Source organism: Desulfitibacter sp. BRH_c19, from assembly GCA_001515945.1.
Classification (GTDB): Bacteria; Bacillota; DSM-16504; order Desulfitibacterales; family Desulfitibacteraceae; genus Desulfitibacter.
Genome location: LOER01000008.1, coordinates 1 through 26,729 on the forward strand (window position 1 = coordinate 1; position 26,729 = coordinate 26,729).

At 36.6% G+C, this 26,729-nt stretch carries 30 protein-coding genes and 1 other annotated feature; of the genes, 13 read left to right on the forward strand and 17 right to left on the reverse strand.

Features of this window, described 5'->3' with window-relative positions:
* Positions 1–268 precede the first annotated feature (268 nt).
* Positions 269–715, reverse strand: a complete 447-nt coding sequence (locus APF76_12575; GenBank protein KUO53007.1) for a hypothetical protein — start codon at positions 713–715, stop codon at positions 269–271.
* A gap of 382 nt (positions 716–1,097) precedes the next feature.
* Positions 1,098–1,445: a hypothetical protein gene (locus APF76_12580; protein ID KUO53008.1), complete on the reverse strand. Its 348-nt coding sequence runs from the start codon at positions 1,443–1,445 to the stop codon at positions 1,098–1,100.
* Positions 1,446–1,780: 335 nt separating this feature from the next.
* Here APF76_12580 and APF76_12585 point away from each other — a divergent pair, with 335 nt between their 5' ends.
* Together APF76_12585 and APF76_12590 are read left to right on the forward strand one after the other, a co-directional pair.
* Positions 1,781–2,143, forward strand: a complete 363-nt coding sequence (locus APF76_12585) for a hypothetical protein (GenBank protein KUO53009.1) — start codon at positions 1,781–1,783, stop codon at positions 2,141–2,143.
* Positions 2,140–2,409, forward strand: a complete 270-nt coding sequence (locus APF76_12590) for an XRE family transcriptional regulator (protein KUO53010.1) — start codon at positions 2,140–2,142, stop codon at positions 2,407–2,409. Before APF76_12585 ends, APF76_12590 begins: the two co-directional genes overlap by 4 nt.
* Positions 2,410–2,727: 318 nt before the next feature.
* Here the strand turns inward: APF76_12590 and APF76_12595 are convergent, their stop codons facing one another.
* From APF76_12595 to APF76_12610, 4 genes are all read right to left on the reverse strand, one after another.
* Positions 2,728–3,789: an integrase gene (locus tag APF76_12595; protein ID KUO53011.1), complete on the reverse strand. Its 1,062-nt coding sequence runs from the start codon at positions 3,787–3,789 to the stop codon at positions 2,728–2,730.
* Between the two features lie 642 nt (positions 3,790–4,431).
* Positions 4,432–4,773 carry a hypothetical protein gene (locus APF76_12600; GenBank protein KUO53012.1) on the reverse strand — a complete coding sequence of 114 codons (342 nt, stop codon included), beginning with the start codon at positions 4,771–4,773 and terminating at the stop codon, positions 4,432–4,434.
* A gap of 94 nt (positions 4,774–4,867) precedes the next feature.
* Positions 4,868–5,608, reverse strand: coding sequence for a hypothetical protein (locus APF76_12605; protein ID KUO53013.1), 741 nt, complete (start codon positions 5,606–5,608; stop codon positions 4,868–4,870).
* Between the two features lie 250 nt (positions 5,609–5,858).
* Positions 5,859–6,209: a hypothetical protein gene (locus APF76_12610; GenBank protein KUO53014.1), complete on the reverse strand. Its 351-nt coding sequence runs from the start codon at positions 6,207–6,209 to the stop codon at positions 5,859–5,861.
* 256 nt (positions 6,210–6,465) lie between these two features.
* Here APF76_12610 and APF76_12615 point away from each other — a divergent pair, with 256 nt between their 5' ends.
* On the forward strand, positions 6,466–6,732 hold the full coding sequence (locus APF76_12615) for a hypothetical protein (protein KUO53015.1): 267 nt from the start codon (positions 6,466–6,468) through the stop codon (positions 6,730–6,732).
* Positions 6,733–6,829: 97 nt separating this feature from the next.
* Here the strand turns inward: APF76_12615 and APF76_12620 are convergent, their stop codons facing one another.
* The 4 genes from APF76_12620 to APF76_12635 form a co-directional block, all read right to left on the reverse strand.
* Entirely contained in the window at positions 6,830–7,564 is a 735-nt protein-coding gene (locus tag APF76_12620; protein KUO53016.1) for a hypothetical protein, read from the reverse strand.
* A 148-nt stretch (positions 7,565–7,712) separates the two neighbouring features.
* Positions 7,713–8,636, reverse strand: coding sequence for a hypothetical protein (locus APF76_12625; protein ID KUO53017.1), 924 nt, complete (start codon positions 8,634–8,636; stop codon positions 7,713–7,715).
* 133 nt (positions 8,637–8,769) lie between these two features.
* Entirely contained in the window at positions 8,770–8,988 is a 219-nt protein-coding gene (locus APF76_12630) for a hypothetical protein (GenBank protein ID KUO53018.1), read from the reverse strand.
* A 54-nt stretch (positions 8,989–9,042) separates the two neighbouring features.
* Positions 9,043–9,345, reverse strand: a complete 303-nt coding sequence (locus tag APF76_12635) for a hypothetical protein (protein ID KUO53019.1) — start codon at positions 9,343–9,345, stop codon at positions 9,043–9,045.
* A 495-nt stretch (positions 9,346–9,840) separates the two neighbouring features.
* Here APF76_12635 and APF76_12640 point away from each other — a divergent pair, with 495 nt between their 5' ends.
* Together APF76_12640 and APF76_12645 are read left to right on the forward strand one after the other, a co-directional pair.
* On the forward strand, positions 9,841–10,272 hold the full coding sequence (locus APF76_12640; protein KUO53020.1) for an exoribonuclease R: 432 nt from the start codon (positions 9,841–9,843) through the stop codon (positions 10,270–10,272).
* A complete protein-coding gene (locus APF76_12645) occupies positions 10,262–10,486 on the forward strand; it encodes a hypothetical protein (GenBank protein KUO53021.1) in 225 nt (74 codons plus the stop codon). Before APF76_12640 ends, APF76_12645 begins: the two co-directional genes overlap by 11 nt.
* Before the next feature lie 263 nt (positions 10,487–10,749).
* Here APF76_12645 and APF76_12650 read toward each other — a convergent pair whose 3' ends face one another.
* The 3 genes from APF76_12650 to APF76_12660 form a co-directional block, all read right to left on the reverse strand.
* Positions 10,750–11,157, reverse strand: a complete 408-nt coding sequence (locus APF76_12650) for a hypothetical protein (GenBank protein ID KUO53022.1) — start codon at positions 11,155–11,157, stop codon at positions 10,750–10,752.
* 235 nt (positions 11,158–11,392) lie between these two features.
* Positions 11,393–12,031, reverse strand: coding sequence for a hypothetical protein (locus APF76_12655; GenBank protein KUO53023.1), 639 nt, complete (start codon positions 12,029–12,031; stop codon positions 11,393–11,395).
* 516 nt (positions 12,032–12,547) lie between these two features.
* Positions 12,548–13,042, reverse strand: coding sequence for an acetyltransferase (locus tag APF76_12660; GenBank protein ID KUO53024.1), 495 nt, complete (start codon positions 13,040–13,042; stop codon positions 12,548–12,550).
* Between the two features lie 664 nt (positions 13,043–13,706).
* Positions 13,707–13,910: a binding site (cobalamin riboswitch), on the forward strand.
* 388 nt (positions 13,911–14,298) lie between these two features.
* Between APF76_12660 and APF76_12665 the strand changes: the two genes are divergently transcribed.
* The 8 genes from APF76_12665 (at position 14,299) to APF76_12700 (ending at position 24,111) form a co-directional block, all read left to right on the forward strand.
* Positions 14,299–15,600: a phosphomethylpyrimidine synthase gene (locus APF76_12665; protein ID KUO53025.1), complete on the forward strand. Its 1,302-nt coding sequence runs from the start codon at positions 14,299–14,301 to the stop codon at positions 15,598–15,600.
* Positions 15,601–15,618: 18 nt separating this feature from the next.
* Complete coding sequence (locus APF76_12670; protein KUO53026.1) at positions 15,619–16,905, forward strand: phosphomethylpyrimidine synthase; 1,287 nt, start codon at positions 15,619–15,621, stop codon at positions 16,903–16,905.
* Positions 16,906–16,917: 12 nt separating this feature from the next.
* Positions 16,918–17,661 (forward strand): cobalamin synthase, encoded by a 744-nt coding sequence (locus APF76_12675; GenBank protein KUO53027.1) that lies wholly within the window; start codon positions 16,918–16,920, stop codon positions 17,659–17,661.
* An 85-nt stretch (positions 17,662–17,746) separates the two neighbouring features.
* Entirely contained in the window at positions 17,747–19,135 is a 1,389-nt protein-coding gene (locus tag APF76_12680; GenBank protein KUO53046.1) for an amidophosphoribosyltransferase, read from the forward strand.
* 63 nt (positions 19,136–19,198) lie between these two features.
* Positions 19,199–20,737: a metal-binding protein gene (locus APF76_12685; GenBank protein ID KUO53028.1), complete on the forward strand. Its 1,539-nt coding sequence runs from the start codon at positions 19,199–19,201 to the stop codon at positions 20,735–20,737.
* A 5-nt stretch (positions 20,738–20,742) separates the two neighbouring features.
* A complete protein-coding gene (locus APF76_12690; protein KUO53029.1) occupies positions 20,743–22,068 on the forward strand; it encodes a radical SAM protein in 1,326 nt (441 codons plus the stop codon).
* Positions 22,068–23,564 (forward strand): radical SAM protein, encoded by a 1,497-nt coding sequence (locus APF76_12695; protein KUO53030.1) that lies wholly within the window; start codon positions 22,068–22,070, stop codon positions 23,562–23,564. Before APF76_12690 ends, APF76_12695 begins: the two co-directional genes overlap by 1 nt.
* Before the next feature lie 100 nt (positions 23,565–23,664).
* Positions 23,665–24,111 carry a hypothetical protein gene (locus APF76_12700; GenBank protein KUO53031.1) on the forward strand — a complete coding sequence of 149 codons (447 nt, stop codon included), beginning with the start codon at positions 23,665–23,667 and terminating at the stop codon, positions 24,109–24,111.
* A gap of 89 nt (positions 24,112–24,200) precedes the next feature.
* Here the strand turns inward: APF76_12700 and APF76_12705 are convergent, their stop codons facing one another.
* From APF76_12705 to APF76_12720, 4 genes are all read right to left on the reverse strand, one after another.
* Positions 24,201–24,647 (reverse strand): hypothetical protein, encoded by a 447-nt coding sequence (locus tag APF76_12705; protein ID KUO53032.1) that lies wholly within the window; start codon positions 24,645–24,647, stop codon positions 24,201–24,203.
* 16 nt (positions 24,648–24,663) lie between these two features.
* On the reverse strand, positions 24,664–25,359 hold the full coding sequence (locus tag APF76_12710; GenBank protein ID KUO53033.1) for an aspartate racemase: 696 nt from the start codon (positions 25,357–25,359) through the stop codon (positions 24,664–24,666).
* A 48-nt stretch (positions 25,360–25,407) separates the two neighbouring features.
* Positions 25,408–25,863: a hypothetical protein gene (locus APF76_12715; protein ID KUO53034.1), complete on the reverse strand. Its 456-nt coding sequence runs from the start codon at positions 25,861–25,863 to the stop codon at positions 25,408–25,410.
* 393 nt (positions 25,864–26,256) lie between these two features.
* The gene (locus APF76_12720; GenBank protein KUO53035.1) at positions 26,257–26,445 is read right to left on the reverse strand and encodes a hypothetical protein; all 189 of its coding nucleotides are present in this window, start codon (positions 26,443–26,445) and stop codon (positions 26,257–26,259) included.
* Between the last annotated feature and the right edge of the window lie 284 nt (positions 26,446–26,729).

Consider the following 26,729-nt stretch of genomic DNA (forward strand, 5'->3'; position numbering starts at 1 on the left):
GGGTGTAACCCGCGCCACGATAGGACGGAATTGTGAGCGCAGCGAGCAATTTCCGTCCTATCGTCCTCGGCATTCCCGGCGTGTCCGTCCCACAAGGGCTGGCGCAAGACTTGCTACCCCGACTACCATCCCCACATGCAAGTCTTGTGACAGAGGAGATGTGGGCGGCTCACCCCATAGACTTGCCCCACCGCCCCTTGTGGGAATGCTCGTGTTATCCGATGCCGCGGCAAAAAATCTCATGCAAAACCTAAGACTTTAATACTGATCAAGACAACCGCAGATTTTTAAGTCCATTTTTCTCAAATTCCTTGGCATATTTCTCTTTAAAATTCTCTAACTCATCGTGAATATCTTCAGCTTCGAAAATCAGTTTCATTATTTCAGGACCATATTTATGTACAAGATCCCTCTCCGCTAGGCGTTCAATTAACTCGTCCCAAAAAGATTCTTCTTCGTATTCTTCGATATATTCCAAGGCCAGCGATTCATCTTCAAACTTCCTCGTAGCAAAGAACTCTCCATCTTTACCGTCTGGTTTAATAAGGTCATCTGCGCCAAACTCCTTAGCTAATGAAAACAACTTCTGCTCCAAATCCCTATACTTTTTTGTTGCTACCCTATCTTCTGTGTAAAATCCATGCATAATCCAATCTGCAATATAAAGAATGTCAAGAAGAATTAAATATTCTTTATTAGTAATATTTATTTTCATAAAAGTAGACCTCCATCTTAAATTGTTGTTCTTCCAAAAGAACTATTTATAACCCTAGAAGAGAAATTGATCCGAGGTTCGTCTTTCAAACAGCACTTTACAGCTTAGCGGTTTTGGATAACGTTCCCGGGATTTGCGAACTTGGCGGTTGGCATAACTTTTGCTCTCAAAAGTCTACCCACTATTAGCAAAAGGCATGACAATCGTCAAGTTAGGTCGAAGGCGCAGCCGAAGCCGCAAATCCTCGTGTTATGTAACGTGGGAGGTCCCGCCTGTTCAGAGGTCGACAGGACGTCGACCCCTTAAACCCCAAACATGCTACCTATTACATAAACATTAAAGATAATGCTGCTTATTTTTTATCACTGTTTAGGCATTTGATTTACACAATATTTTCCCCAAGCAAGATTTTAGGCATGATTGTCAAACAGCGATTCCATCTTTTGTAAAATTTTTCTAATCCAAGTTTTGAAACCGTTGCATGTGCTTCTTCATTTTCAACCACCCAATATAGCATATAGGTAACTTTGCCCACGTAGCGTGTTAACTTAATGGGGGGTTCACCTGATTTTACTGCATTAAAGTCTTTTTGCCGATGGGTTCTCTTGATATATTTTACATCAATAACACCTTGCTGTTCTTTATAAAATACAGCTACCTCTTTCATAAGTTCTTCAACTTCATCTTGCTTGTCAAGTTTTACTTCATATATACAAATCTCATTAAACATATAAATAACCTCCGCAGCCAAGATATAAAATCTAAAAATTCGCAATAACGTACTTGCACATAATAGAAAAACCCCTAAAATCACACATATATACCCCGCCGCAGGACGCGGCGGACTTGCCTCCCATGTTATATAACGTTCCCGGGATTTGTGAACTTGGCGGTTGGCTTGACTTTTGCCCTCAAAAGCCTACCCCTCAATTAGCAAAAGGCATGACAACTGTCAAGTTAGGTCGGAGGCGCCAAGCCGGAGCTGCAAATCCTCGTGTTAGCCGGAGTAACCCCGGTTTTTCTTGAATATATAACATATATGTTATATAATATAAGTGTGATAGGGTGATAAAAGTGTATTTAGTTGAGTATTATACAGAAATAGGTAAATCTCCTGTTTTTGATTTTGTTTGTAGTCTTAGCAGTAAAGAGCAGGCTAAAGTATTAAGAGAAATTGATTTGCTCTCCGAGTTTGGTTTTACACTTGGTCTACCCCACATAAGAAGTATTAAAGCTGCTGATGGGTTATGGGAACTAAGGATAAAGCATAGTTCTAATAACTTCCGAATTCTATATTTTCATTATTCTAAAGGAAGATTTGTCCTCCTGCATGCTTTTAGAAAAACTACTGATAAAACTCCTAAGAAGGATATTAATATTGCTTTGAAGAGAATGAAAAACTATCTCCAAAGGAGTGACCAAACATGAACCACGAAGAAGTAAAAGCTAAATTGTTACAATGCCCGGAAGTTAAAGAAGAATATGATAGATTAAAACCTCTTTATGATATCAAAAAAGAGCTAATTAAGTTTCGGATTGAACAAGGCTTAAGTCAAAAACAACTAGCTGATAAAATTGGAACAAAACAATCTGCAATTTCTCGTTTAGAAAGCGGCGAGTATAATGCAAGCGTTGAATTATTACACAAAATAGCACACGCCTTGGGCAAGGAACTTCAGATTAAATTCAATTAATAGTGGGTATCCCACTATTTTCTTTTATATAGGTTATTTCGGCTAACGTGGCGCGGGTTTGCGAAGTTGCTTTGGAGGACAAGGGTTTTCTTGTCCGGAAAAGCAATTTTGCAAACCTGCTGATAGGCGATGTTGGGAGCGCTTTAGCGCGAACCCGCCTATCAGCGGGTGTAACCCGCGCCACGATAGGACGGAATTGTGAGCGCAGCGAGCAATTTCCGTCCTATCTATTGCATCTGCGAACCTTGGTTCGTTTATTATGCCAATACGGTGGTATTTGCGAACTTTGGTTCGTGAATATTTACTATGGGTTTACTTTTATTTATTTACAATTCGATCTAATGGACTCTTTATTCTGCTTATACTAGCCTGTGTTACATGTGTATAAATCTCTGTGGTTTTTGAGCTGCTATGTCCCAATAACTCCTGTATATATCTTAAATCGGTACCCTCCTCCAGTAAATGTGTTGCAAAAGAGTGCCTCAAGGAATGTACCGTCACATTCTTTGACATATTCGCTTCTTGACATGCATTATAAAAAACTTTTTGCACAGCACGTTCCGTCAAAAACCTTCCATCTTTTCCTCCTGGAAAAAGCCAACCCTTTGGTTTTTCCATTCTTACATATTCCCTTAATATATCAAGTGTTAATCCAGATAAGAGAGTATATCTATCCTTTCTTCCTTTTCCTTGCCGAACATGGATCAACATCCTTTGGCTATCAATATCATTAATTTTTAACCGCACAACCTCACCTACACGCAGACCAGCAGAATATACGAGATACAGAATAGCTTTATGCTTCAGGTTCGAAATTGAGCTCAGTATTGCCAAAACTTCATCCTGGCTTAAAATGATAGGCAACTTCTTCTCTTTTTTAGGACGGGGAATTTCATAGATAATTCTTTCTTTATTTAGTACATATGTAAGTAAAAACTTAATTGCACTTAGCGATTGGTTAACATATGCATGAGAATTCCCATTTAATAAAAGAATTATATATTCTTCGACATCTTCTTGAGAAATTAGTTCGGCTTTCTTGTTATTATTATCTAAGAAGCGTCTACTGTGACCAATATACGCTTTTATTGTTTTGGTACTATACCCTTTCATTTTCAGCAATTTATCCATCTTGTCTAAAGTATCGTCATGACTTGTCCATACATTTCGGTAAGAGGATAAAATGCTATTTAGTTCATCGTAACAAATAACTTCTTCTTTCTCAAAAAGCTTAACGATTTGCTTTATTGTTTCGATATTATGGGGAATAATCCAATACTTATTTTCTGGATCCCACTTTCGTCCATCAATTCTTCTAACTATATCCACCTTTTCTTTTGAATAATCAAATGATACAGCAATTTCCTCCCTGCCAATCATTTTCACCTCTATCCCAAGACAAAAATCCTCCTTTTTATTGAAATGTAAGATTTATCTGTCCAATATATCCAAAATTAATAATATTTGCATTTACTTCTACATTTAGTTTGCATTACCTTCCAAAACAATACATTTTTTTACATTATTTCCGTGTCATTTCCATCTACAGTAAATCTTTCATTATTAAATCCAACTAATGATTTCTTACCCTGCAAATTAAGCTGATGGAAAAATTCTCAGCCAATCTTTGTTAGGCTGAGAACCTTTCATGTTTTAACTATAAAAACTAAATAGCAACCGATAACAGATCAGAAAGTTCATGAGGAGTTTCCAAATTTTCAACTGATAAGATTTTTCTAAGTCTAGTGGGAATGCTTGAGAAAATGTTCGTTAGGCAGGAAGCAAAATTATAAAATCGAGGATTATGGGAATGGAATAATTAGCAGTATGAACCTTGGACAGTAGAAGTGATTATTGTACATATTTTCCTTGCTATTGTTAAAGTTATAAATATGTTATATCTATCTACTGCAGGTATAAATCTAAAAATCAAAAATGAATGAACAGATAAAGCGCCTCTACTAACAGAGACAAATAGTGCAGCAAACCCCACTAAGCATTAGCTAAAGATTTTCTAGTCTATCAGTGGGATCTTTTAGGTGTTAGGAAAAGTGCACCAATATATAAAAGGGTAAGTATAATACTTATAGTAAATGAATAATCATAAATTCTTTTAAACAATTCTAAACTCCAACCATCTTCGCCAATAATATAATAAGCAAATTTACTATGTAACCCTATCCCATCGTTTAATACTGGAATAGCGCCCGCAACATAGTTTGTCCCCAAGTCAAATGCCACTAAATAACTCGTCAAAACTAAAGGTAGCAAGGCATTTGAAAATCTAAAACGATCACTCATTCTCCTTCTTAAACAAATTACAAATATCATCCAAACTACAAGAACAATACTAACAAATATCACTTATAACTCACCTCATCCAAATCTTCTTCATAATAGTTTACATAATTATTCATGAACAAACTTGCAGCTAGTTATTATGCTTTTATAAGTTTAATCACTTTAATGGAGTAACTTCTACACTCCCTCTCTTAGCTATTACTTTCGCGACTATCTTTTTTGGAGCAATAATATATCTTGTGTAATTAAGTTTTTCCTTCAATTCTAAGTCTGTGGTATAAACATTAAAAATGCTATCTGATAGTTTTTCTAATACTATATCTTCATTTAGCTGAACAAAATCAAGCCAGGTCTCTTTCTTTTCTGAAAAATCAAATATGCCTATATGTGATCGATGCAATCCTGAACCCCACGAAAAAGTGTATATTAAATCCTTTTGCCCATCTTCATCAAAATCACATGTTGTAAGTGTAACAACACCATAACCACCAAACCCAAACCCTATTGGGAAGAATTCACCTTTATAAATTACATAAGATTCACAAGTATAATTTACCTTAAATATTTGGCATCCTATTTCTTTTTTAACATTTTCAGGTGTAATGTCAGATATTGTGTAATATTTCAACTGGTCTTCTTTTGACATCCCTGTTTTGTCATCTTCAGCTGATGTCTTTATATCTATATTGTTCAATTTAAGGTATTCGGTATATAATTCATTGAAATCCTCAATAGAGTATTGCTTTTTAATCTTCTCTATTGGCACTTTGTATATTTTTTGTACCGTATGGTTGTTAATTGAAGAATTGTCCTTTTCATCTTCTGCTTTTGTTTCACATCCTAACATAGTCACCAATAATAATCCTAGAATCAGAGCCATAAAGAATATTTTTTTCACTACGGTGCACCCCGCTACCTTAATTTTTTCCTTCCATCTACTGCCATTAAATAATGAGACTGAAATAACACCAATCGTCCAGGACAGATGCATATTAATTGCACAGGGCTTTCATATAAAGTTTAGGTATTACCGAAGTCCAGCAGCCTTAGATAGCTCTTATCTTAGGCTACTGGATTTGGGTGAAGCGACGTAGGAGGGAACTGGCATTACTTTGTTATCTGATGTTCGTTCATCCTATTAACTAATATCATTCTTTATAAGAATTTAAACATTTATTACAAATAACTTCATAAGTATAACTTTTTATGTTTTTATGAACAATAGAAAATAAAGGAGCCTGATTAATAGCACAACATAATCTATTCTTTTTTAATAATATTTTTTCACGAAAACCTATTCCTGATGTAGGTTTTTCCCCGAGCTCAAAACTACCTTTGTTTCCACAATTACAACTAAAACTAAAATAAAAGTATTGATAAGTTGTATAGCATAAATATCCAACAGTATTACTACAACAATCACAATACATCCAACTACCATAATTTTTTAGAAGACGCCCGTTAACAATTCGCTTAGGTATTTTCTTTTTCTCACTCATATGTAACTTCTCCCTATATTCCAAGTATTTGTCCCATCAAACCAATAGGACTTCCTAATACTGATATGATTGGTACTGATTTCCTAGTCCAGCCTTATTCCATTACAAGAAGCAGATGCGTATGAACGAATGCAAAGGTGCCACATTATACTGGACCACGGAAAATTTGCGGCTAAGTTATTGTTTACAAGTGTATTTTCTTGTGTTATGCTATTCCTTGTGTGTATTTAATAATTGAAAGAAAGAGGTACATAATATGTATTTTTGCAATGAGTTTAAAACCTTAAACAGCGAGATAGAGAATCTGTTGAAGCGGGATCATCATCACGTTGTTCATCAGAGAAAATTTAAAACGCTAAAAAAAGAAATCCTAGGTGTTCTAAAAACCTTATTAGGCGAAGCATCTAGGGAATATAGAGTTGTGAAATTGACAAATTCTCCAGCTATCGTGTTCAAAGTAATGAACCACATTGCTGCTAGAACTGAAACTCTAACCAGCATCAAAACTGCGGTAAATGTGTAAAATTTACCGGAATTCACTCTCCACAACTGTCGTTTTAAACGGCGAGGTTGGAGAGTTTTTTCATGACTTCTTTTACTTATAACCACGATTTATCAGCCTACTTCAATAAAGGCAGTAAAGCTCCCATTACTGCAGCGACCATATCCATTGCCCAATGAGCTATTATAAAAGGCAGTAATCTTTTGGTACGAAGGAAAATTATAGGCATCAAAATAGTTAGCGGAAGAAATGATAACATTCTAAATGCCATATATTTCCAATCGAGCATAAGGGGAAGTGCTGTATGTTGAAGCATCCACCCAAAACTAACAAGGGCAATAGCTAACCATTTATTATTAAATATGTTTATAAGACGTGGCAGACAATAGCCCTGATATGTAATTTGCTCAGAAAATCCCCACAGAATTGGGAATACTATAACACTATAAAGAGCGCCCCATAGTGGTATCCCACCCATGAGTTGCGGAGGGTATGGTGTTCCGAATATAAGTAAATAACTTAGACTCATACCAACTACTGACATGGGCATGAATAATAAGAAAAAGGCCAAACCTATTAATATTCCTTTGACAATATGACTTTTATCAATATTTACGAGGTCTAAAAGACTTTTACCTTCTTTCCGAATCTGCCTAGAAATGAGAATTAAACAACCGAGGTCAATAAGCGATCCATATACAATGAACCATTGGCCAGCAGATTGTAGTGGATTAGAATCATTTAGCAATAAGTAGATTCCTGTCACTAATAACTGAAAAAAAATTGCTAAGAAGAATCGAGTAAAAATCAAAATTACCGGCCATTTCCACTGTTTTTCGTTGCTGATGCTCAAAGCAAACACCCTTTTTCTACTTGGTTTAATCCTCATAACTAATTAGCTTACAGATATTAAGACCTAGCGGTTTTCAAATTACGTTCTCGGGATTGCTAACTGATCCTTTAGCCCTCTCCAATCTTAAGGTAATATATAGATCAAGTGGCTATGATATAACAGAACCCTTAAACAAATTCCGAACCGATTTTTGCTCTCGGTATAATAGCCAAGTTACAATCATTCCAAAAATAAAGGTAGAAGAAGCCGTCTCCACCATGTGAGTTAAACGCACGCTAGCAATAGGTATTAGAGGGTTCTCCAAAATGTGACCAATGTTTTGCGGAATACTAAATAGTAATCCTACGAGAAAAGCCGTTTGCCAAACACCTACCTTTGAGCCACGAATCACCGGGAGAGCAAATAGCGTCCAAATCATGGCGCGCAATAGCTGAAACATGAACAAACCTGGATTTGTACGCAGAGTATCGATTGTATGTCTCCAAAAAGAGAGGCCTTCCCCAGGGCTCCCATAAAAAGCACGTAGTTCCGGGTTTTGCCAGCCAATAAAATATCCAGCTGTCCAGTATAGAGCCAGATATACCAAAGCAATGGTAATTAATTTCCATATCCACTCCTTTACAGGCATTTCCAGTACTGGGTTTATGGCAGAATTAGCTTTTGGCTGACCCTTTCCCAAAATCCAAACCGCTAGTGGGACGTAAAAAACTGCAACCGGGATACCCATCATAAATAAACGTGGCAAAAGCTCATCCCCAACGGTGATATCCGACAGAAAATACCATGTCTCGATCTGCATTACAAATGTAACAGCACCGTAATAGGCAAAGGCTAATCCCAACGCCAGCTTCCAGCCGCTCCAACGTGAGCTTAGAACTAGTCCCATTACCAATAGTGTATTGGCAAGTGCAATAACCAAAATACCAATTTCGTTTGATAACATGCCGGGGTCCGATTTGACATCCGGTATCAGTCCTGAAACGGTCAGCGAACCACCTATAAAAAAGACAATAAATAATACTACTAAGACAATATAACGGATTGTCCACCCAAAAGCAGAAAAACTCCTCATAGAAATAACTCCTCCCTAAGCTTACTACTCAAATCTATCCTCCATACTATACCATTACAAAACAAATCCGTCTTGTACTTTTTTATGTCTATACATTAACTTTCTACTCTACTTCGCTGACTTTTGTCTATACTTAAAACAGTACGTTACCGTAATGCCTCCAAGACTCGATACGAGGCGGTTGGCTAGTCCATACCTCGGCAGGATCCTCCCCTGCTAGAATGTGCAATCTGCCAGGACGCACCGGGAAATACAATCTCCCTTCTCCTATTATAGAAGTAAATATGTAAAAAAGAATCATAGAGATAATTCCTAAAACTGAACCTTCCACAAGGAAGAAATCTAATAACATAACTTTCTCCCAAATTAGTATAAAAATTTTTTAAACACAATGGTTTCTGAGGTATCATGAAGACCAAATAAATATATCACCAAAAATAAAGCCTAAAACAACTAAACCTAAAACAATAGCAAAAAAAACTAGATAAGACCGTTCATTGTTTTTTATAACAGCTGTAACACCGAGGAAAAAAGCAATTATTTGGGCAATAACTGATGTAAATCCACCAATTTTTATTAAAATATCAGATGAAATAACCTTTAATAATTCCGCAAAAATGTAGAAAAAGCCACTTATTGCTAAGAAAAAAATGCTTAACCCTACGGACCATGTACCAAAACGAGATTTTGGTAAAAGACTAATTTTCATTATCTATCGCCTCCTAATTAATTATATGTTTGTTACTCGTCATATTCCACAAATATAGATAGCCATAATGCCTATTCTCAAGAAAATCAGACCATGGAGCACGACCTTCCGTGTACAGTTTCAGATAATGTTTCTGGTATTCCCGACGTGTCCGTTCCGCTAGAACTGGCGCAAGGCTTGCCCGCTAGGTTAACACTTAAATTATTCTTAGCTCAGTTTGATTATATTTTTAAACCTTTCTCTTTCTTCATCATTATAGTTAGAACTAGCTCCACAATTTCCGATGGTAATTGTCGTAATTGTTTGTTTTGCCATTCTCTTTCTTCATCTATTGAAGTACCTGCATGCTTCACGGCTTTCAAAGCATACAATGCTACATTCATTCAATTACCACTTATAAAACTTGTAATAATTGTACACACTTTCTAATATAATGTACTATCTGTACATAATGTACAGATTATGCTAATATGGGAGGTGAAGGGGGTAATGACCATGTTATCTGAGCTTAATCTTACAGATGCTCGTAAAGGTTTCTCATCATTATATGACGATGTTTTTAATACTTTTAAACCAACAGTTGTCAAACGCAAGAAAACTGAGGAAGTATTGCTTCTTCGCGTAGACCTTCAGAAGATGCTTCTATCTCATTTTTCTCTAAAACCTGAAATTATTTACGAGGATGATAAATCTGTTACTTTAGCACTTGATACCCTTGATATTTTCGTTAATAACACTACTCTAGATAAAGCTGTCAATGAACTCATTCAGGATTTAAAACTATATTCACAAGATTATATTGAGAGATCCCAGTTATTCTTACATGCGCCCAACCGTCGTTCGCATTTTCCATATGTACTGCGAATTATGTTATGCGAAAATGATGAAGAAATCAGGAGTTTACTAGAGTATAATCATGCCACCTAAGTTTAAAGATCTAAAAAAGTATTGTGATAAGAATGGTTGGGTAATGATTCGCAATACAGATCACTGGTACTATGAAAAAATGTTATCTGATGGTACTGTTCTACAGACTAAAATTAGCCACGCTATACATAAAGAAATACCCAGACATCTATGGAAATTAATTCTTCGAAAACAATTAAATATAGCTGAAAAAGAGTTCTGGAATAGCCTATAAATTGTGCTTATCCAGAATTCAATGGGTATTAAAACGGTCTGTTCATATGAATAGGTTTTAAATTTCGCCATATTCTAGGCCCCTTTTTTTAACCTTTTCTACCATTATTATACTATTTTTGTAGAATATTTGGGGCTTTTTCTACAGGATCGTTAGGCGCTGTACAACTAAACTTTTCCCTTCCCCCACTCAACTTACTTGAAATTTAGAAACAATAGGATAAATATCTACTGTTAAGCCAAAATCCTTATATCAATGATATCCTATCTATCTTTACTTTGATATTTTTTGTTTAATTCTTTAATGTTTTCATCTATTGAAATTAAATAAGGAATTGCATATCCAATAGTACTAATTAACAATCCTATTGCAACATTAGATATCACAGTTAATAAATCTCCAGAGCCAAAAAGCGTTAAATCATTTAGAAATATAAAAACATTGATAACTGCAAGTAATAATCCTAAAATGATAATTGTTTTCCCCAACCAAATAAAGATTTTTTTTTCTAAAAATTTCGTTTCGTTAAACAGAAGATCTGAATGCTCTGATTTATTTTTTTCTCTTATTTTTTTCTCCCCGTCGGGAGAACCTATACAATCTTTACAAATTATTGAAGTAGCATCACCATAGTTTATAGAAATAGCTTTTCTACACACTTCACAATTCATCTTATCCCTCCTACATACCTGTATAAATATTATTCTTTTCTCTAACCACAAAGAATACATACTAGCTGTATTGCGCCTAACGTTCCCGTGATTTGCGGACTTGGCAGTTGGCGCAATTTTTGACCCCAAACACTTCTACTTCTTTAGCAATAAAAAATATTATAGACTAGTCCAGCCCAAAAGTTGTGACCTCATACTCCATCTAGTGAAGATAATTTGATTGAAGGTCAAAATATTACTTATTATCAGAACTAGTAAACGCTGTGGCTACTCCTAAAGCAAGGTAAATGCTTCCTGTAATATATCGTTGAGCGTTTAAGAAAGATGTTTTTTTCTTGAGCAATTTGCCTGTACTTCCAGCTAGTAACGCAAATAATGTGTCTGTTGAAATTGCTAACATAATAAAGACTAGTCCAAGAAACATGATTTGTGTAGTGGCTGTTCCTTTTGACACATCGACGAATTGTGGTAAGAATGCTAAAAAGAACAAAGCAGTCTTTGGATTAAGAAGATTTACCAGTATAGCTTTGTAAAAGACTGATGAAAGTTTGTTGTTCTTAATTCCATTATCATTATCCTCTAGCATTTCATGTTTAAGTAATTTACAAAGACCTAAATATATTAAATAACCAGCACCAATAAATTTTATAATGTTGAATGCGGTAGCTGATGCCATTAAAAGTGCCGATATGCCAAAGGCTGCAGCTATTACATGGATAAAGCTCCCTAATTCTACACCTAATACAGCAGTAATACCTGCTGATCTTCCTTTCTCTATACTTTGTGTAATAATGTAAATAATGGAAGGACCAGGAGTAATTAATAAAATCAATGATGCTCCTGCAAACAATATAAGTGTAGTAATATCCGGCATTTTTCTTTCCTCCTAAGTATGCTTTATATATTATAGATTATCACATATTATAAGTTCCACTAGATTAGTTTCGGTCAACATTTTGGCATGTAGCTCGGCAACTGCTTTTGTTTCACATAAACTATCTACTTGGATTAAACACCTAAATTTCTCCTCTTATTAATCCGCACCATGGACAGCGCGTTCATCGTCTAATTTCAGCTAACGGTTTGAATTGCCGACGACGTCAAAGCTCACAGGGAAGTGCTCGTGCCCTGCGGGACTTCGCGGGCTAATGCACCGACCGACTCGGTTGCTTTGACGATGTGGCACGGCTTTCTCCATGCTCATTCTTCGTAGCCCTACTTAATGCATTACCCTACCGTGCCCTTGTGGCAATGCGTTGTTATCGGATGTAGGGTGCCCCGTGATTCAGAGCGGCAGCAGGATCTAACCCCTCAAATGTACAATGCCCTGCTTACTTAATGTATGATTATAAACATTACGACATAAATATCATTAAGACAACGTTCAACCCTATAATATTCTTGACATGTAATATTCATCTATATATTTTCCATCAACTAGCATTGAACATTTTTTTGTGCCCTCAATAACAAATCCATATTTTTCATACAAACGCTTTGCTCCTGTATTGAGACACATAACAGTTAATTCAAGCCTTTTAATATTACTTTTTTTCGCCCAATCATTCAATATATCAAAAAATTGCGTTCCAATACCCTTGCGTTGATATGCCCTACGAATACCAATAACTATATAAGCTGTATGCTTATTTCTTCTTAGTCCACCTCTTTGAGCAGATATATATCCTACTATTTCACCTTCATCTTCGGCAAAAAGCAATAAATTATCCCCTGAAGTAGACTGGTTAATAATATTTTCAATTCGTTTAATATCCCTTATTCTCTCATCTGGTTCATACATCATATATTTTGTTTCTTTATCCAAATCAGATTTCATTTGCCAGAATGATTCTGCATCCATAATTTTAGCTTTGCGTATTATCAACTCTGTACCTCCTATACATGCAATATATAATAATACTTTTATCCTTAGTCCACAAAATCAAATCTATTGTGCATCTCTGCAACGTCGAACACATAAATCTACCGCAGGATGGGTGTTCCTTGCACCCGGTTTCCGATAACGTTCAGAGGGTTTGCGACGTCGGATTAATACATTCATATTGGCCCCGATGTCGCAAACCCTCTGTTATCTGCAGCGGAGACCTCTACTTTAGGTACACCCCAGTTAAACCTTTACTGGCCTTTGTAATAGGATAACCACTACAACGATCTACCCTCCTGTATATATCTTAAATCAGTACCTCCCTCCAGTAGGTGCGTAGCAAAAGAGTGTCTTAAGGAATGTACAGTCACATTTTTTGAAATCTTCACTTCTTGACATATATTGTGAAAAAATTTTTGCACAGCACGTTCCGTCAAAAAGCTTCCATTTTTTCCACCTGGTAGGACCTATCTACCAGGTGCTATGAAAAATGATAATATTTGCATTACTTCTACATTTAATTTGCATTACCCTCCAAATCAATACATTTTTTTACATTATTTCCTTTGTATTTCCTTCTCCAGCAAATTTTTTATACTATATTCCACATAATTATTGCTTGACATTTCCAGTTGAGGAAATTAGAATGTTGAGTAAGTTAATAAACTGCTAAGTGCAGATAGGTGCCTCGAGGTTCGAGGTCAAAAGGGAATTGGGTTCAAGTCCCAAACGGTCCCGCCACTGTAACCGGAGAGTTGCTTTACAGATATCCACTGTTCTTCAATCCCACTGGGAAAAGGAGGATGGGAAGGAGTAAAGTCGCTGTGAGACGGAAGTCAGGAAACCTGCCTATTTGCAAAAGGAAAGTCTCTCGGGGATATAGAGACTATAGAATTGAGAACAATGGTAAAGTTCTCAGCCAAAGTTTTATTTTGGCTGAGAACTTTTTATTTTTTAACTAAAACTAAATAGTAAGGTAACAGGTCCCCTAATGGGGATAATAGGGAAGCCCGTGGGGAATTGTTAAGAATTGTTCCTGAAACGGTGCGGACCCACCACTGTAGTCGAGGAGTTTCTCAAATTGTCCACTGCTGGCAGTTGTATAAGTCTAGTGGGAAGGCTTGAGAAAATGATGATTCGTTAGCCAGGAGACCTGCCTGTTATCTCGTATTCTTGTTGGATGATGGTAAAGTCCTCAACCAGAGTTTTATTTTGGTTGGGGACTTTTTATATTAAAAACCAAGGAGGTAAAAGCAATGTCTTTATTAAGGAATGGTCAAAATGGTGTTGTTACCAAAGAAATGGAAGAAGTAGCAGCACAAGAAAAAGTCAGTCCTGAATTTATCAGACAGGGAGTAGCTGAAGGCAAGATAGTTATACTTAAAAATGCTAATCACAGTAATGCAGTTCCCCTGGCAGTAGGTGAAGGATTGCGAACCAAGGTAAGTGCAAGTGTAGGTCTATACGGGAAAGATGCAAGTATTGATCATGAATTGGAAAAAATCAAGGCTGCTGTTAATGCTGGAACAGATGCCATAATGGACCTAAGTGTAACTGGTGAGATTGATGCCATGCGCAAGGAAGTACTTGCTACTGTTTCTAAACCAGTAGGAACACTTCCGTTATATCAAGCAATGGCTAATGCCAGTAGAAAAAATGGATCGCCTCTAAAGATGACAGTTGAAGACATTTTTGAAGCAATTGAAGCTCAAGCAGCCGAAGGAGTAGCTTTTTTGGCACTTCATTGTGGTACCACCATGGATATAGTAGAACGTGCAAAGAGGGAGGGAAGAATTGATCCCCTTGTAAGCTACGGAGGGTCACACCTCATAGGATGGATGATACATAATCAAAGGGAAAATCCATTATATGAAAACTTCGATAGGGTTTTAGAGATTGCAAAGAAATACGATGTAACTTTAAGTTTTGCTGATAGTATGAGACCTGGCTGTCTCGCTGATTCTTTAGATGGTTCTCAGGTTCAGGAATTAGTAGTCCTGGGAGAATTAGTACAGAGGACAAGAGATGCTGGTATTCAGGTAATGGTTAAAGGTCCCGGACATGTTCCACTTAATCAGGTAAAAACAACAATTAAGCTTCAGAAGAGCCTTTGTAAGAATGCACCATATTTTGTATTTGGTCCCTTAGTAACAGATACAGGTGTAGGTCATGATCACATAAGTGCTGCCATTGGTGGTGCAGTAGCCTCATGGGCTGGTGCAGACTTCATCTGTTATGTAACACCTGCTGAGCATATTGGAATTCCTAATACTGATCAGGTTCGAGAAGGAGTAGTGGCTGCTCGTATTGCTGCCCATTGCGGAGACTTGGCAAAGGGAATGCCAGGCGCTATAAATTGGGATCTTGAAATGTCCATTGCTAGGAAAGAACTTGACTGGGATAAGCAAATATCTCTTGCCATAGACCCTGGTACTGCACAAAGAATTTGGAAAGAGAGAAGCGATGACTTCTCATCCAAGTGTACCATGTGCGGACAATTCTGTGCTATGGAGATCATTTCACAATATTTAAATACTGATACTAAATATGGGTGTTAATAGAAAGGGTGATAAATAATGACTCAAATGTTAAATGCTCGAGCTGGGAAAATAACTGAAGAAATGGAAAAAGTGGCTATTCACGAAAATGTAGATGTGAAATTTATTCGTAAGGGTATCGCCGAGGGAACTATTGTTATACCAAAAAATAAGAACCGCGATCGTTCCAAGATTTGTGGAATTGGTGAGGGTTTAGATATTAAGGTAAATGCTCTTATAGGAACCTCAAGTGATAGAGCTCAGGTTGAAATGGAAGCAAGAAAGTTGAAAGTTGCTGAAGAAGCAGGATGCAACTCCTTCATGGATTTAAGTACTGGAGGAGATATAGATGGTATGAGAAGGCAGACCCTATCTTTGACAAATGTAGCTGTGGGAAGTGTACCTCTCTACCAAGCTGGAGTTGAAGCTATTCATAAATATGGTAGCGTAGTGGACATGAGACCTGATGATTTATTTCAAACAATTGAAAAACAAGCAGCTGATGGTCTAGATTTTATGGCTATTCATAGTGCCTTAAGTTTAGATGTCCTTAGAACCCTTCAAAAAACTGGCAGGGTTACTGAAGTTGTCAGCCGTGGTGGCTCCTTTTTAACAGGTTGGATGTTTCATAATCAAAAAGAAAATCCTCTTTTGGAACAATTCAATCGCTTACTGGCTATTATGAAAAAATATGATGTAGTCCTTAGCGTTGGGGATGCAGTCAGACCAGGTTGTACTGCTGACTCTCTTGATCAAGTACAGCTCAAGGGGCTAATGTTAGCTGGCGATCTGGTAAAAAGAGCATTAGAGGCTGGAGTACAGGTTATGGTAGAGGGTCCAGGTCATGTTCCCTTAAATCATATTGAATCCACTATCCTTCTCCAAAAGAGACTCTGCTATAATGTTCCCTATTATGTTCTAGGATTTTTAGCTACTGACATAGCACCTGGTTATGACCATATTACTGGTGCAATTGGAGGAGCTTATGCAGCAATGTGCGGTGCTGATTTCTTATGTTACTTAACTCCTGCTGAACATTTGGGACTACCAAATGAAGAGGATGTTAGGGCAGGTGTAATGGCAACTAGAATAGCAGCTCATGCAGCAGATATTACAAGGGGAAGAAAAAAAGCATCTGATAGAGACTTACAAATGGCAAAAGCCAGGGTTTCCCTTGATACGGATAAGCAAATAGAACTTGCTATAGATTCTAATAGCTTATTAGAAGCAAAAGCCATGGATACGGATAATGCTGGTTGTGATTGTGCTGTATGTGGTCCGGATTGTTCGGCTACCATTGCTGCCAAATACTTTGGCATGGCTTAGCAGGTAAAACCTATGGAATTCCTGCTGGCTCTTCAATTTTTAACACGACTACCTATAACAATTAATAAACCTGTAGATGGCAAAAATCTTGGACGCTCCATGGCATTATTCCCCATTGTAGGATTGATGGTGGGAGGTGCTACTGCAGCATTGCATTATATATTATCTCTTGTATTCCCATTACCTGTTAGTGATTTAATCTCCATAATATTTCTTACTATTATTACAGGAAATATGCATCTTGATGGATTAATGGATACTGCAGATGGTTTCTTTAGTGGCAAACCCCTGGAAGCTGTCCTGGAAATTATGAAGGATAGTCGTGTAGGTTCACATGGAGCAGCTGCCGGCTGTCTGGCACTTTTGTCTAAGTTTATAATTTTAGGGCAAATACCTCCAGAGTTTAAGGTGTCAGCACTAGTACTGTTTCCAATTTTGGGACGCTGGGCGCAGGTATATGCTGCCTCCATCTATCCCTATGTAAGGACTGGACCAGGAAAGAGTTCTTTTACAAGCCATGTTGGGCTCCGGGAAATACTTATAGCTTCAGCATTTTCCATGGTTACAATTATTATTGTGCTGGGCTTTAAAGGCTGGTTTCTGGCAGCTACCACCCTGATTAGTACAGCTTTACTTGGTTTATATATCTCTAAAAAGATAGGTGGAATTACTGGAGATACACTAGGAGCTCTTAGTGAATTGATTGAGGTACTGGGCTTACTTGCGTTATGCTTTTTGTTTGTTAACTACTTTTAACATTAAATTGATTTTCAGAATGCAGGAGTCAGGAGCCAGAATAGAATCAGAGACTTCTGACAAATTAGGTGTGGGAGGAGATTTTATGTTAAGAGGATTCTTTAATGATAAACCCAGAGAAGAATGTGGTATATTTGGCGTCTATGCCCCCGGTATAAATGTGGCTCAACTAACATATTATGGCCTCTATGCATTACAGCACCGTGGACAGGAAAGTGCCGGCATTGCCATTTCTGACAGTAAAAATATTAATATTCATAAAGATCAAGGTTTAGTTGCTCAGGTTTTTAATGAAAATAACCTTAAAAAGCTAAAGGGTAGTATGGCTATTGGTCATGTTCGTTACTCAACTACAGGTGATAGTTCAATAGTAAATGCCCAGCCCATGGCATCTAAATTTTCTAATAATACTATTTGTCTAGCTCATAACGGAAATCTAACTAATGCTACTGAGCTGCGTAACCAGCTGTGTAAGAGTAAAACTCTCTTTCGTACAACTAGTGATACTGAGGTTATACTGCACCTAATTGAGCAAAATAGTAAACATTCATTAACAGAAGCTATTAAAAAATCTATGAATCAGATTAAAGGTGCTTACTCCCTGACAATTATGACAGAAAACCAGTTAATTGGAGTAAGAGATCCTAAAGGTATGCGCCCTCTATGTTTAGGGGCCTTGGGAAAAGGTTATGTGCTGGCTTCTGAATCCTGTGCTTTAGACGCAGTTGGAGCAATATTTATTAGAGATATAAATCCTGGGGAGATAATTACAATAGACAAATATGGTATTAAGTCCACTCAAGTCACACCTGCCAGGCACCGCAGTCTATGTATCTTTGAATACATTTATCTGGCTCGTCAGGACAGCATTATAGACGGGGAATCTGTAAATCAAGTACGTCGTAATTTTGGTAAAGCCCTGGCACAAGAATATTTAGTCAATGCTGATATGGTGATACCTGTACCTGATTCGGGAATCGCTGCTGCCCTGGGTTATGCAGAAGAGTCAGGTCTTCCTTATAAGGAAGGTTTAATAAAAAACAGATATGTAGGACGCACCTTCATTCAACCAGGTCAAAACCTGCGTGAACTTGGGGTAAAGCTTAAATTTAATCCTATAAAGGATATTTTAAAGGGTCAAAGAATAGTAATGGTAGATGATTCCTTAGTACGTGGTACAACATGTCGTCATATTGTAGAAATGCTTCGACAGATAGGGGTTTTGGAAGTACACCTACTGGTTGCTTCTCCCCCTATTCTCTGTCCATGCTATTACGGCATAGATATTGCCACACCTGAGCAGTTAGTAGCAGCACGTTACAGCCAGATGGAAATAAGAAAGTACATTGGAGTAGATAGTCTATACTATCTGAAACTAAACGGCCTTTTTGCTACTATGAAGGATCCTAAAGAAGAATTTTGTTCAGCATGCTTTAGTGGTGCTTATCACACAAAAATGGCAGAATCCATATGATGCGAGATCCAAGAATTGAGAAGTCAAGAGGCAATAAGTAAGAATCGAAAGGGGAAAATTAAGATGCTTAAGTATGACCCCCAAAGCTCTGGTCCCCAGTATCTAGAAAATCTAGCTACCGGGTACTGGTTTTCAGAGGCACTATTTACAGCAATCGAACTGGATATTTTTTCTCTTCTTGATCCCCATGGGAAAAATACAGTTGAAATTGCCAAACAACTAGATTGTGAGTCTAAAGCACTTGAACGGTATCTATATGCGCTATGCTCTCTAGGTCTGTTGAGTCAATTCGATAATATCTTTTTTAATACAAAGATTTCTTCTGAGTACCTTGTCAAAGGAAAAGAATACTACCAAGGGGATTCCATTCTTTGGCGTAAATACTTAACAGGTCATTGGCAGGGTCTTAGAAAGTGTATAGAAGCAGGTGGAAAGATTGATCTCTCCTCACCCCAATCTAATTCCAATGATTTAGCATCACGAATCAGAAAGTATATAAATGCCATGGATAATGTTGCCAGGATAAAGGTTAATGAAATTGTACCCATCTTTAAGGGTCTTCCCCTAAGTGGTAATATTTTGGATATAGGTGCAGGCTCAGGGGCTATTTCTGCAGGCTTTTTAAAAGAATTCCCGGATATGGAAGCTACCCTTGTGGATATTTCCCAGGTTTTGGACTATACAAAAGAACTCATGACAAGCCGGGAATTTACTGAAAATATTTCTTATTGTGAGACAAATATTCTAGAAAATTGGCATCTTAAAAAGGGTCAATATGATTTGGTTGTCCTCTCAAACATTGTTCATGCTTATTCAGAAAAAGAAATACAGCATATTTTAAAATGTTCTGTAAAATGTCTGAAAGCAGATGGCTTCCTGTTGGTACATGATTTCTTTTTGGAACACTTTCCTGAAAAGGCTACACTTTTTGATCTAAACATGCTTATCAATACATACAATGGTAAGGTTTTTGAGGGAAGTTGGCTTAGGCAGCAGGTAAGAAATTGTGGTCTTCATGCTTCCAACCTTATTTCACTAGAGACAGATACTGCTGTAATTATTGCATCAGATAATAAGGAGAACTTGGAAAACCTTTGCTTAGATAAAACATCTGGTTTGATTAAGGAAATAGAGGGTCTGGGATTTAAGGAAGTCTATTCAGTTCCTATAGAATCCATTCATGTTCCTGACTGGACCCCTGTACACTGCCAGTTTGGATGTAAAAGCTTTGGAAAGCTTAGCTGTCCTCCTAATAGTCCATCTCCTGAAGAAACTAGAAATGTACTTAAGGATTATAGTCTGGCACTACTTCTGGAGGGGGAGCCTCCTACCAATAGCTTTCAAAAACTTGTTTTGCAAGCTGAAAAGAAAGCATTCAAGACTGGTTATTATAAAGCTTTTGCTTACTGGGCAGGGCCGTGTACACTTTGTGAAAACTGCAATACCCAGGGGCAATGCTTCAGACCTGAAGATACTAGACCATCAATGGAAGGTGCAGGTATAGATGTCTTTGAAACAGTTAAGCGTGCAGAAATAGCACTACAAACCTTGAACAGTAAAAGTGATTATTGTAAGTATTTTGCATTACTACTATTGGAGTGATGATTATGCGTATACTGTTAATACAAGCTTTATCAATGGATGAAGCCTCATCTGAAAGGGTATATCCCATAGGGATTGTATCACTTGCTACTCATATTGAAAACAAGGGGTATCAGGTAGAGCTTCTAGATATGAATGTTGAGATAGACCCCTTTAGGGCACTAAAAGAGAAGATGGCCAGCTTTGAGCCTGAGGTAGTGGCAATATCACTTCGCAACATTGATCCTTTGGGAAATAAAACCAGCTCCCTCATTCCAAACTTTGTTGTTACTGTTCGTATGGTTGCAAAGCTTTTGCCAAAAACATGGATTATTGTAGGAGGTACTGGATTTTCTCTTTTCCCAGAACGTTTACTGCTGGAAATCCCCGAAATCCACTATGGGATTGTAGGAGAAGCTGAAAATTCTTTCCCAGCACTACTTTCGTCTCTAGAAAAGCCATCATTCATAAAGGGATTATGTGTGCGCAAGGGCAACGAAGTAATTGTTACACCTCCCTCTATGGACTTTGATATGACAAATGACTATTTACAGCCGTCCAGGAAGCTGTTGGACCCAAGTCCCTACTTAAAAGCCAACAGTTATGTTCCTGTCATTGGAATTGAGACAAAGAGGGGATGCCCCTATAATTGTGCTTATTGTGTCTACCCTAACCTCCAGGGGAAAAAGCTGCGTTGTCGTACACCTGAAGGTGTTGTAGATGAAATTAAATTTTTAATTAAGGAATATGGTATCCATAGGTTTCACTTTAATGATCCTATTATAAATGCTCCCTTTGGACACTTGGAACAAATTTGTGAGGAAATCCTGCGTAGAAAACTCAAAATCACGTGGGGTGGCTTTTTCCGAGAAGATAATATAACTGAAAAAAATGTAGCCCTTTTTGAAAGAGCAGGCTGTGAGTGCTTTGCCTTTTCCCCTGATGGACTTTGTCAAGAAGCATTAGATACTCTTAAAAAAAATCTTACTGAAGAAGATATTTTAAAAGCAGCCAGTTTAGTTGCTAAAAGTGATGTAATAAGTATTTATCATTTCATGGCAAATGTGCCCGGGGAAACAGACGAGACTGTTAGAAAAGGCGTTAAGCTTTTGGAACGCATCTATGACATACACTCTGTTAAGAGAAATTTAGGAACAATTATCCTTAATAATATTCGCATTCTACCAGGTACACCTGTTGAAGCCATGGCCATAGAACAGGGATTTATAGAAAAGGATACAGACCTGCTTTATCCAACATACTACAATCCTACACCCTTTGATAAATTAAGATACAAGCTGGAAACACTTCATCTTTGTAAAAATGTATTCATGTGGCAGGAGGTCAAATAATGAAGATACTTTTATTGGAGCATCCCAGGAGCATCAGTACTGAGAGATGTAATGATATAGCAAACACTCCCCTTTCCTCATGCCTACTTACTGGTTATGCTGCAGGGATTTTAAAAGGTAATGGACATGAAGTGAAAATTATAGAAGGATTCCTTGATAAACTTTCGTATGAAGAGATATGGAAGGAGCTTAAAGATTTCAAGCCTGATATTTTAGGTGTTCATATGATTTATCACTGGAAGAATGATGGCAAGCTTTATAGCTTTCTTGAGACTGTGAAAAATGAAGGACTTACTCCATATGTTACTGCTTATGGCTTTTACCCTACCTTTGGCTATGAAGAAATCCTGCAAAGCTGTAAAGCAATTGACTCTATTATCCTGGGAGAACCAGAGTTAACCTTTGCTGAATTAGCAGCTGCTCTTTCTAATAAAACATCTCATGAAAATATCCAGGGATTAGCTTATCAATCTTCACATGGCAGTATTATCTACTCTAAAGGAAAGCCTGTTGAAAATCTTGATACCCTCCCCTTTCCAGTCCGTACAAAAGCTTCATTTAGTATTGGTGAGGTAAACATCCTAGGTAGTCGTGGATGCTACGGTGCCTGTACCTTTTGCTATATTAGTTCATTTTATGTTCATAGTCCAAAATGGCGCGGACGAAGTCCTGAAAATATCATAGCTGAAATAGATGAAATATTATCAAACCATAATCTCAATTATTTCTATTTTACTGATCCAAACTTTTTTGGTCCTGGCCAGAATGGTCAAGAAAGGGTTTTACGTCTAGCTTCTCTCATTAAACCAAGAAAAATTAGATTTGGAATTGAAGCCAGGGTAAATGATATTCACGATGAATCAATAAAAGCTTTGGTAGATGCAGGCTTATGCCATATTTTAATTGGTCTTGAAAGTGGCAAGAATGAATCTCTAAAGCGCTTGAATAAAATGACGACCGTATCTCAAAATGAAAAGGCTATAAAAATCCTACGCAAACATGGTATAGAACCAAGTATAGGATTTATTATGTTTGAACCAGATTCTTCGTTGGAAGATATTAGAATTAATTTTGAATTCCTTAAAAGAAACAGCCTACTCAAAAACCTTGATATTACTGTGAATGTCCTTTATCATCACATGATAATCCTTCAGGGCACAAAAGCTTACAAATCACTTAAAAGTGAGGGGTGCTTGGATATCTCACCCTATTCAACATACGAGGCCAGCACATCCTATGTTAACCAGCAGGTCTTTACTCTAGCAGCTATAATGAGGGATATTACTAACTATATTTTCTATCGCTTAGAAGAGATTTGGAGCAAAAAAGTACCTGAACCAACAAATGCTCCCTTAAAATATGAGAGGATTAATAGACTTCTAGTAGGGTGTTTTGAAACAGCCTTAGCTTCGTTAGAAAATGGAAAATATTTTAGTGATAAAGAGATGGAAACCTTTATTTGCAAAACTAAAAAACAGATTGATAAGCTATTTTAAAATGTATAAATTGAAATGAAAAATGTTGGGCACAATAAATAGCAGTTATGTGATAAAATGAGATATATTATTACAAAACTTATTATCAGGGGGCTAAACAATGAAAATTATAGCTGGAGGAGCAGGAAGCGGGAAAACTAAAAAACTTATGGAAATTGCTCTGGAGTATTTAAATGACGGAAAATCGGTCCATATCATCTCTAGTAAGAATTCTGCTGAAGAAATAGTACATAGGCTAAGATTAGAATCAGCAAAAGTAGGTACTTCATATATCCCTGAATGGAACCATAAATTAATTGTAGCATATGCAGATACACTGGGAAAGATTTGTAAAGAGATAATAGATTCAAATTATGATGTTATTCTGATAGACAAGACGCGAAAATATAAAACTACTTCTGCCTCTGCCGATATGGAATTAATAACACTAATTGCTTCTAAATTAAATTCTGTAACTTATATGACTTTAAACACAAAAAGGGAACTAAAGGAAGGTGTTAAAGTTATCGATGGAAAGGAAATTGCGGAAATCGCCGAATTAATGTAAGTGTATTTTTAATTATGACAAAGGACATAGGGTGCGGCAAGCTCCAAAGCTTGCTCGCACCCTATCATCTTTCTCTACCATAAGTAAATTTAAATTTCTTTTCTGTAGTTAATTTGTTGTTTTATATTTTGATAACCCAATTTTTCATAAAATTTATGGGCGCTTTTTCTAATAACATTAGCTCTTAGGTTCACATATCGGCACCTTTTTTCTTTGCCAAACGATTCAACGCGTCTTAACAGTTTTTCACCTATACCTTGACTTCTGTATTTTTCATCAATAATAAGTCCATTAACTTCAATCATTATATCAGAATAAAACATTCTATTAATATGAGCTTGAATACAACCAATCACTTTTCCCTCAGGTAAAACTGCCCCATATATAATGTAATCTGATTTATCTATTATGCTTTTTACATTAGCCATTATGTCTTCCTGAGGAACCGGATAACCTAACTGTTTACATAATAGGTATAGATAATCTACATCCTCAATTTTAATCTCTCTAATATCGTAGTCCTGATGTATCTCCATTCTTTTCCACCACTTTTTAAATTATATTTAACGATTTTTCTACTGCCCTTATAGCGTGAATATATGTAGTATCAAATAAAGGTACTTTCGAGTCTTCCTTTTTTACTAGCAGGGGAATCTCCGTGCACCCAAGTATTATTCCATCTGCACCCATCAAAACTAATTTCTCAATAATTCTTTTAAATTCTAACCTAGATTCTTGTTTAATGGTTCCTAGACATAGCTCTTTAAAAATGATGTCATGCACTATCTCTCTGTCTATTTCATTAGGTATTAGAACTTGAATTTCTTTTTCTTCAAGTCCATTTCTATAAAAATTCTGCTCCATTGTGGGACGGGTTCCAAGCAATCCAACTTTCTTTATTTTAGCTTTTGTAATTTCATCTGCTGTGGCATCAGCAATATGTAATAATGCAACAGTTATTTCTTTTTGAATCTGCTCGGCTAGTTTATGCATTGTGTTTGTACATAAAATGATAAAGTCTGCTCCTCCATTTTCCAAAGTCTTAGCTGCCGCAACTAGAATCTGTAATATGGAGTCCCATTGGTCGTTTCTCATATAGAATTCAATCTTATCAAAATCTACGCTATATAATAAGCACTCAGCAGAATGCAGACCTCCTAGTTTAAGTTTTACTTCTTCATTAATTAATCTATAGTACTCAACGCTTGACTCCCAACTCATGCCTCCGATTAATCCAATTTTCTTCATAACACTCTACCTCCAAATTATATCCAGCGTCTTAGGTGTGAACCTATACTAACTAAATTCCTGTTTAACATTGGCAAATAATATATAATAGCATAAAATTGCTGTTCCACATACAATAAATACATCAGCAACATTAAAAACCGGAAACTGATATGAACCAATTAGTATCCCAAAAAAATCAGTAACAGCTCCCTTTGTAACTCTATCTATGAGATTACCAACTGCTCCACCTAAGAAAAAGGTTAATGCAGTTTTAATTAAATTTCCATTTAACTTAAATATAAGATATATAATCAAACTAGAAACCAACATAGCCATTAATATAAAAAAGTATCGGCCGTTTTCTAATATACTCCAAGCAGCTCCCGTATTTTCTACATTAGTTAAATAAAACAATTTATTAATAAGTGTTATTTTATTTCCATAATCAATGCTGTTAACAATAAGTAATTTCGTTGCTTGGTCTACAATAACAATTATAATTGCTATTAACATCCATATCATTCCATAATATCTCCCTTTTTCTCATCAAATGATTTCACAGCCGGAGTCATGGCTGGTCATTTTTTCCAATGCCATGTAGTTCAAAAATTTCCTTCTCACTATATTTTGACAGTTCTTCGATTGTAGTTATTCCTACACTTTGAATTGCTCTTTGTGCAGGTCTACTAAGCTTCATAAGTAAAATATCGATCTGCATGTATCCACTCTCCCTTAAGTATATATTATTACTTTATTCTAATAGCTCACAATATCAAACTTCGATTTGTAAATGTGTGCGAAGTTTCGAGTTCTACCGCCAAGGCAACAGGTGGAATAGAGCCTCCATCTGATTCCCCGATGTTCAGCTTTGGCTGAACGAGTTCACTTGGCCATACTGTTTTTAATATTTATGAGTTAATCATTTTGCTGTACTTTAATGCTTTGAATAAAATCTGCGTTTATTAGTTCTTTACCCTTTCGGGTTTCAACCTCAAGCCAATTTTCATTTACATCAGTTATTTTCCCTACTACAGTTGTTCCAAATGATCCTGTAGATATCTTGCACTTCTTTCCGATGTATTTTTTAATTACTTCATTTGTCATAATTAGTACACCCTTTCTTTTTATCGTTTATTAATTACAAATACGAAATAGCAACAAAGCTAGATCCATTCCCCAATTGCAAGAGAAAGCCCCTGCATCTTTATGGGAATACTCGTTTTATGCGATGGACCACCTTTTAAGACATTCTGAATATAGTGTGGTTATTGTCCAGATAAGTAGGAATCAATCACTTTCCAGGAAATAGTCTCCACAATTGTCGTTTTAAGCGGCAATGTTGGAGAGTTTTTTCATGTGTGCTGATTTTATACTCACAATCATAACAT

Bases quoted from the DNA above. Each gene is read 5' to 3' on its own strand.
- APF76_12700 (KUO53031.1), top strand. From the start codon at position 23,665: ATGAAAATTATAGCTGGAGGAGCAGGAAGCGGGAAAACTAAAAAACTT.
- APF76_12655 (KUO53023.1), bottom strand. From the start codon at position 12,031: ATGCCGGATATTACTACACTTATATTGTTTGCAGGAGCATCATTGATT.
- APF76_12720 (KUO53035.1), bottom strand. From the start codon at position 26,445: ATGACAAATGAAGTAATTAAAAAATACATCGGAAAGAAGTGCAAGATA.
- APF76_12640 (KUO53020.1), top strand. From the start codon at position 9,841: ATGTTATCTGAGCTTAATCTTACAGATGCTCGTAAAGGTTTCTCATCA.
- APF76_12625 (KUO53017.1), bottom strand. From the start codon at position 8,636: ATGAGGAGTTTTTCTGCTTTTGGGTGGACAATCCGTTATATTGTCTTA.
- APF76_12650 (KUO53022.1), bottom strand. From the start codon at position 11,157: ATGAATTGTGAAGTGTGTAGAAAAGCTATTTCTATAAACTATGGTGAT.
- APF76_12580 (KUO53008.1), bottom strand. From the start codon at position 1,445: ATGTTTAATGAGATTTGTATATATGAAGTAAAACTTGACAAGCAAGAT.
- APF76_12575 (KUO53007.1), bottom strand. From the start codon at position 715: ATGAAAATAAATATTACTAATAAAGAATATTTAATTCTTCTTGACATT.
- APF76_12675 (KUO53027.1), top strand. From the start codon at position 16,918: ATGGAATTCCTGCTGGCTCTTCAATTTTTAACACGACTACCTATAACA.
- APF76_12715 (KUO53034.1), bottom strand. From the start codon at position 25,863: ATGATATGGATGTTAATAGCAATTATAATTGTTATTGTAGACCAAGCA.
- APF76_12595 (KUO53011.1), bottom strand. From the start codon at position 3,789: ATGATTGGCAGGGAGGAAATTGCTGTATCATTTGATTATTCAAAAGAA.
- APF76_12630 (KUO53018.1), bottom strand. From the start codon at position 8,988: ATGTTATTAGATTTCTTCCTTGTGGAAGGTTCAGTTTTAGGAATTATC.
- APF76_12610 (KUO53014.1), bottom strand. From the start codon at position 6,209: ATGAGTGAGAAAAAGAAAATACCTAAGCGAATTGTTAACGGGCGTCTT.
- APF76_12615 (KUO53015.1), top strand. From the start codon at position 6,466: ATGTATTTTTGCAATGAGTTTAAAACCTTAAACAGCGAGATAGAGAAT.
- APF76_12710 (KUO53033.1), bottom strand. From the start codon at position 25,359: ATGAAGAAAATTGGATTAATCGGAGGCATGAGTTGGGAGTCAAGCGTT.
- APF76_12680 (KUO53046.1), top strand. From the start codon at position 17,747: ATGTTAAGAGGATTCTTTAATGATAAACCCAGAGAAGAATGTGGTATA.
- APF76_12685 (KUO53028.1), top strand. From the start codon at position 19,199: ATGCTTAAGTATGACCCCCAAAGCTCTGGTCCCCAGTATCTAGAAAAT.
- APF76_12645 (KUO53021.1), top strand. From the start codon at position 10,262: ATGCCACCTAAGTTTAAAGATCTAAAAAAGTATTGTGATAAGAATGGT.
- APF76_12665 (KUO53025.1), top strand. From the start codon at position 14,299: ATGTCTTTATTAAGGAATGGTCAAAATGGTGTTGTTACCAAAGAAATG.
- APF76_12695 (KUO53030.1), top strand. From the start codon at position 22,068: ATGAAGATACTTTTATTGGAGCATCCCAGGAGCATCAGTACTGAGAGA.
- APF76_12690 (KUO53029.1), top strand. From the start codon at position 20,743: ATGCGTATACTGTTAATACAAGCTTTATCAATGGATGAAGCCTCATCT.
- APF76_12635 (KUO53019.1), bottom strand. From the start codon at position 9,345: ATGAAAATTAGTCTTTTACCAAAATCTCGTTTTGGTACATGGTCCGTA.
- APF76_12670 (KUO53026.1), top strand. From the start codon at position 15,619: ATGACTCAAATGTTAAATGCTCGAGCTGGGAAAATAACTGAAGAAATG.
- APF76_12590 (KUO53010.1), top strand. From the start codon at position 2,140: ATGAACCACGAAGAAGTAAAAGCTAAATTGTTACAATGCCCGGAAGTT.
- APF76_12705 (KUO53032.1), bottom strand. From the start codon at position 24,647: ATGGAGATACATCAGGACTACGATATTAGAGAGATTAAAATTGAGGAT.